Source organism: Streptomyces sp. B15, assembly GCF_018070605.1.
Classification (GTDB): domain Bacteria; phylum Actinomycetota; class Actinomycetes; order Streptomycetales; family Streptomycetaceae; genus Streptomyces; species Streptomyces smyrnaeus.
Genome location: NZ_JAGPXJ010000206.1, coordinates 1 through 921 on the forward strand (window position 1 = coordinate 1; position 921 = coordinate 921).

At 68.4% G+C, this 921-nt stretch carries 1 pseudogene; it reads left to right on the forward strand.

What is annotated here, in order from left to right:
- Window positions 1-56: 56 nt before the first annotated feature.
- Window positions 57-921 (forward strand): annotated as a pseudogene (locus KBY19_RS37120) (IS5 family transposase); the annotation flags it as partial.

Sequence of the window (921 nt, forward strand, 5' to 3'; positions counted from 1 at the left end):
TAGGACTTGTCCGGTCGATCATGTGACTACTTCGTGTCCGGGTCGTTGATGTGGACATGGGGCGGGGTGATCTGACTGATGCCGAGTGGGAACGGCTGCGGCCGTTCCTGCCGGTCAGCAACGGACGTTGTGGCAGGTGGCGGGACCACCGGCAGGTGATCGACGGGATTCTGCACCGGGTGCGGACCGGCGTGCAGTGGCGTGACCTGCCCGAACGGTTCGGGCCGTGGAAGACCGTCTATGAACGCCACCGGCTGTGGTCGGCCGATGGGACGTGGGAGCGTCTGCTCCAGCAGGTCCAGGCCGGGGCCGACGCGGCATCCGAGATCGACTGGGACATCGCAATCGATTCCACCATCGTGCGCGCCCATCAGCACGCGGCCGGCGCTCGGACAGAGCCGCCGCCGGCACCCGCGTCAAAAGGGGCCGGAGAAGTGGAACACCAGGACGAAACCCCGTGGCAGAGCCTGGTCGACCGCCTGGTGGAGGTGGTGCTGGAAGTGAGGGCCTGGGGCGTTCGCGGGGCGGGTTCACCAGCAAGCTCCACCTGAGCGCGGACGGCCGCTGCCGCCCGCTGTCCCTGGTGGTCACCGGTGGACAGCGGGCGGACTGCACCCAGTTCAGCCCGGTCCTGGAGAAGATCCGCATCCCCAGGCCCGGTCCGGGAAGGCCCCGCAACAAGCCCGACAGCCTGGCCGCCGACAAGGCTTACAGCAATGGACCCTGCCGCGAGTACCTGCGACGGCGGGGCATTCGCCACACGATCCCGGAGAAGGCCGACAGCGAGGCCGCCCGCCTGCGCAAAGGCTCACGCGGTGGTCGACCGCCCGGCTTCGACGAAGACCGCTACAAGAAGCGCAACACCGTCGAACGGGCGATCAACAGGCTGAAGCAGTCCCGGGCAGTCGCCACCCGCTACGA